Source organism: Pseudophaeobacter sp., assembly GCF_039971195.1.
Classification (GTDB): domain Bacteria; phylum Pseudomonadota; class Alphaproteobacteria; order Rhodobacterales; family Rhodobacteraceae; genus Pseudophaeobacter.
Window position 1 is genome coordinate 1 of sequence record NZ_JBDWPJ010000122.1, and the last position, 4,793, is coordinate 4,793.

Genomic DNA, 4,793 nt, shown 5'->3' on the forward strand with positions numbered 1-4,793 from the left:
TGCGTGTCTCCAGCGTTCTATTCTGCGGCGTTCCGTGATACTCAGTTGACTATAGACAGCGCCCATGTCGATTCCTCTCATTAGATAACATGATGTTTTCTAACAAGAGTCGCACTTGAAAGTAGCGCGCTCCCCGCTACATCAATTCATCCAATAAGCAATATTATGTTATTTTGAGTCCGGGATGTCAGAAGCGTTTCGGCATGTCGTGGACGTCGTCTATTCCGCCGTACTTTTTCTTCCAGCGGTTGTTGGTTTGCTCCGTCACGCCGATCTGACGGATCGCATCAATCCGGGGCATGCCTTGTCCCACCAGAACTTCAACCTGCCGTAACTTCGCGACAATCTCTTCCGGCTTGGGTCTCTTTATGCCATACTTGGTCCTCCGCTTTCCTAACTGTAGGGGCGGACCACTCCAAAGGGGGAGGCTCAGTTGTTGACCTTCCTCTTTCTCCGAACCAGGAAGAAACTAAATTTCTCGCAGTCAAAGCCCAGGAGGCAAGGTACTATTCTTCCCGTCAGGTTGACGTCGCATCGCTCACACAGAAATGTCACCGGCTGTGCAAAGCAGAAGTGTCACCACAGGCGTTGAGGGTGGCAAGGCTTAGCAGCCCGAAGACCTCAAATATCGCAGGGCAGAGAAGCCTTGCGGACAGTGTGTCTAAGAAATCTGGCTCTGGTATTCCTCGCGGACATCATCATCAATCTGAACGCCGCTTTTGCCACCATACAGTCGATCACTTTGATCTTTGCGCGGGCCTGAAATCCAGTAATGGTCACCACTATCAGTCTCGAAAAAGTTTGCCTTGAAACCTGCGCCTTTCAGGCTCTGAAACTTGAGGCCTTTGTAATAAAGCGTCTTCCCAGACTTCGAAAGGTAGACGCGACCGATCATAGCGGGGCCTTCAAGGCCTTCGGCTTTGCTTTCGATATACATGATTTTTGAACGCGACAGCCGGAACTGCGACGGCAATTCCTCGTCGAGGTGAAGCTTGTCCATCCAGTGATCAGCGTGTCTCATGCCGTTGTGCTAACGACATTCATGGAATTTGTCAGCCCTCGATGGCTTGTTCCGCATTTTTTGCGTCCATAGTAAGCTTCCATTTTTGAAGGCCGTCCCGGTGGTCTTCTGCCCGTCTTCACATAGCCATTCTTTTTGCTGACAGGTTTTACCCTGGGCTTCGGTGCGGCTTCCCGTTGAGGTTCCGGTGACGTGTCGGCCCTGCTCCGCCGATGATCTTTCCCAACCGCTTCTACGGGCGTCCTGTCAGGTCTGAAAGGGAGAGTGCCAAAGGTCACCAGAACAATCGTGATTTGCCTCGTGCTTGGCAGGACTTCTGAAATCAGTAACAAACCCAGAGAAACGGGAGGAAATTTCTCGCGCCGGGGCTGAAAAAAGATGCCCGCCTTCCTATGATCTGGGTAGTTTCTAGATGTTGAAACAGGAGGCTTTTATGAGCGCTTTCCGGTCAAAGTTGACAGAATTGCGTCGTGCTTTTCACAAAGATCCAGAGCTTGGGTTTGAAGAAGAGCGCACCAAAGCAAGTGTGGCGCTGCGGCTACAAGAATTGGGGCTGGAAGTGCACTGCGGGGTTGGTGTTGCCGGGTTGCTGAAATGCGGCACTGGCAATCGGGTCATCGGGTTGCGCGCCGATATGGATGCCCTGCCCATCACTGAAGCTAGCCGTCATGACTATGTCTCACAGAACCCGGGGGTGATGCACGCCTGCGGTCATGACGGCCATATGGCCATGCTTTTGGGCGCCGCCGAGCATCTGGCGCAGAGCCGTGATTTTGATGGCACCGTGGTGTTTATCTTTCAGCCTAACGAAGAACACGGGCTGGGCGCGCAGGCGATGATTAATGCAGGGCTGCTCGAACAGTTTTCGATCGACGAGGTCTATGCCATCCACAACCTGCCCGGCGCGCCCTTGGGGCAGGTCTCAACCCGTGTGGGGCAGATCTGTGCCAGCGAGAGCCTGTTTGAAATTACTATTCAAGGTCAGGGTGGTCATGCCTCGATGCCCCAGGTTGGCGTTGATGCCCTTACCGTGGGTGCCGAGATGGTACTGGCACTGCAAACGATCGTCTCGCGCAAATTGCCGCCCTCGGCGGGGGCTGTGGTTTCAGTCACCGAATTCATCACCGATGGGCAGCGCAATGTGCTGCCTGGGAGTGCGACACTCAAGGGGGATGTGCGCGCCCGCCTGCCCGAGCACCGAGAGGCGATTGAGAGCTTCATGCGCCAGATTGCGACGGGCATTGCCGCGGCGCATGGGGTCACGGTGGAGATGAATTTCAACACCGAGTTTATTGAAACACTCAATGCCGCCACCCCGACCGAGGCGGTTGTTCGGGTGGCGCGGGGCTTACAATATGAAACTATTGCGGACCGCCCTCCGATGAGCTTTTCCGAGGACTTCGCCCATTTCAGCGCCGCTGTTCCGGGTTGTTTCCTGCTGATGGGCAATGGCGAGACTGGCTCGCATGGCCAACCGCTGCATTCTGCCGACTATGATTTTAACGATGCGCTATTGCCTCTTGGTGCTGCCTTCTGGGCAGAGCTGGTGTGCGATCGCCTCCCAGCCGAAAGATCGATTGATGACTGATTTGCTTCCCGCCGCCAAACTGGGCCATGTCACCGCAACAAGACGCCAGGGAAATGCCGCCTCCCGGGTGCTGTCACACCAGGATTTTGCAAATTCCCGCGCCGAGATCACCCAGTGGGAGGGCTATACGCCTACCCCATTGGTGTCTCTGAAGGCCTTGGCAGCTCACATTGACGTTGCAGAGGTGCTCTATAAAGACGAAGGCCCGCGGTTTGGCCTTGGCAGTTTCAAGGCGCTTGGCGGGTCTTATGCGGCGCTGCGGGTGTTGCAGCGCCAGATTTCGGCTCAGCTTGGGCAAGACATCTCGCTGGCGGCAATCCGCAAAGGGGAATTCAAAGAAGAAGCGGCCAAAATCACCTTGGTTTCGGCTACGGATGGCAACCATGGGCGCTCATTGGCCTGGGGATGCCAGCGGTTTGGTGCGCCCTGCCGGATCTATATTCACGCAGAGGTCAGCGAGGGTCGCGCAGCTGCCATGCGCGATCTAGGCGCCGAAGTGATCCGCATCACTGGGGACTACGATGAATCCGTGCTGCTCGCCAAAAAGGAAGCGGAGGAAAACCACTGGTTTGTGGTCTCTGACACCTCCTGGGATGGGTATTCGGAACCGCCGCGTGATGTGATGGCTGGTTATGGCGTGATGACACATGAGATCTGCAACAGTCTTGATCAGGCTCCAAGCCATGTGTTCCTGCAGGGCGGCGTGGGTGGTCTGGCGGCGGGGGTGGTCGCTGGTCTGCACCAGCACTGGGGGGATCGGGCGCCGCGTGTGGTCATTGTGGAGCCTGAACTGGCGGCCTGCCTGTTTGAAAGTGGTCGCCATGGAGTTGCGACCAACTTTGCCATCCAGGAAGAGACCCTAATGGCGGGCCTGTCCTGTGGCGAACCTTCCGGCATGGCTTGGGAAATTCTGGCCGAAGAAGCCTCTGACTTTTTGACAATCCCGGATCATATTGTTGCCCCCTGTGTGCGTTTGCTGGCACGCCCCCTTGGTGCAGATGCCAAAATCGAAGCAGGTGAGAGCGCGGTTGCCGGTTTGGCGGCTTTGATTGCGGCGCGTCAGGACAGCGAACTGTCGGCGAAGCTGGAGCTGAATTCTGGGTCACGCATCCTGTTGATTGGTTCCGAAGGGGTTACAGATCCCGCGATTTTTGCCCAGATCATGGGGGAAACAGATGCAGTTTAAGGCGCCAGATCGCGGCTTTGAGCAGGAGGAGTTCGCAGCCCGTACCCAAAGGGCGCAGGCGCTGATGCAGGCGCAGGATCTGGACGGGATACTGCTGCTGAGCGAGCCGGATGTGCGCTATTTCAGCGGCTTTCACACCCTGTTCTGGCAAAGCCCAACCCGGCCCTGGTTTCTGTTTGTCCCGGTCGCGGGAAAGCCCATCGCTGTGATTCCGGAAATTGGGGCCGCTTTGATGCGCCAGACCTGGGTCGAAGATATCCGCACCTGGAGCGCCCCTGCCCCGCAGGATGACGGTATCAGCCTGCTGACAGAGCTGTTGTCGCCTTTGGTCCAGCGGGGTGCGCGGCTGGGGATTTTGAAGGGTCATGAAACCGCCTGGCGGATGCCTTTGGGAGATTGGGAACGCCTGCTGACCGCCCTGCCTGGTCTCATACTTGAGGACGCTACCGGGCTGGTTCAGGGCTTGCGGATGGTCAAATCCGAGGCCGAGGTCAGTAAGCTCGCACATATCTGCGCTATAGGCTCTGCCTCCTTTGACGCAGTTCCCGAACTGGTCTCGCAGGGTATGCCGCTGGAGGAGGTGTTTCGCGCCTTTCGCCGTGCGGCCCTCGCCGAGGGCGCCGATGATGTGCCCTATCTGGTTGGTGGCGCCGGCCCAGGTGGCTACGTCGATGTGATTTCGCCGCCCTCGCGTCGGCCGCTGCAGGCTGGGGATGTGTTGATGCTGGACAGCGGCGCGACCTGGGATGGGTATTTTTGCGACTTTGACCGTAACTTTGCCATTGGTTCCTCAGATGATGCAGCGCGGCGCGCCTATGAGACCCTGTGGCGGGCCACCGAGGCAGGGCTTGCCGCTGCCAGGCCGGGCAACAGCTGTCGCGATCTGTTTCAGGCCATGCAGGGGGTGATTGCGGAACTGGATGATCAGGGCGGCGACATCGGACGACTGGGCCATGGGCTGGGGATGCAGCTGACAGAACAGCCCTCGCACGCGGATT

At 57.3% G+C, this 4,793-nt stretch carries 4 protein-coding genes and 1 pseudogene; 3 read left to right on the forward strand and 2 right to left on the reverse strand.

Going from position 1 to position 4,793, the window contains the following annotated elements:
• Positions 1 to 220: 220 nt before the first annotated feature.
• Together ABJP42_RS10640 and ABJP42_RS10645 are read right to left on the reverse strand one after the other, a co-directional pair.
• Positions 221 to 370: pseudogene (locus ABJP42_RS10640) on the reverse strand (IS3 family transposase); the annotation flags it as partial.
• Positions 371 to 661: 291 nt separating this feature from the next.
• Positions 662 to 1,021 (reverse strand): 1-deoxy-D-xylulose-5-phosphate synthase, encoded by a 360-nt coding sequence (locus ABJP42_RS10645; RefSeq protein WP_348340286.1) that lies wholly within the window; start codon positions 1,019 to 1,021, stop codon positions 662 to 664.
• 433 nt (positions 1,022 to 1,454) lie between these two features.
• Between ABJP42_RS10645 and ABJP42_RS10650 the strand changes: the two genes are divergently transcribed.
• The 3 genes from ABJP42_RS10650 to ABJP42_RS10660 all read left to right on the forward strand — a co-directional run.
• Positions 1,455 to 2,609, forward strand: coding sequence for an amidohydrolase (locus tag ABJP42_RS10650; protein ID WP_348340287.1), 1,155 nt, complete (start codon positions 1,455 to 1,457; stop codon positions 2,607 to 2,609).
• Positions 2,602 to 3,795: a diaminopropionate ammonia-lyase gene (locus tag ABJP42_RS10655; RefSeq protein WP_348340288.1), complete on the forward strand. Its 1,194-nt coding sequence runs from the start codon at positions 2,602 to 2,604 to the stop codon at positions 3,793 to 3,795. The genes ABJP42_RS10650 and ABJP42_RS10655 overlap by 8 nt, the downstream gene beginning before the upstream one ends.
• On the forward strand, positions 3,785 to 4,793 hold a 1,009-nt coding region (locus tag ABJP42_RS10660), incomplete at its 3' end, for a M24 family metallopeptidase (RefSeq protein ID WP_348340289.1). The genes ABJP42_RS10655 and ABJP42_RS10660, both read left to right, overlap by 11 nt.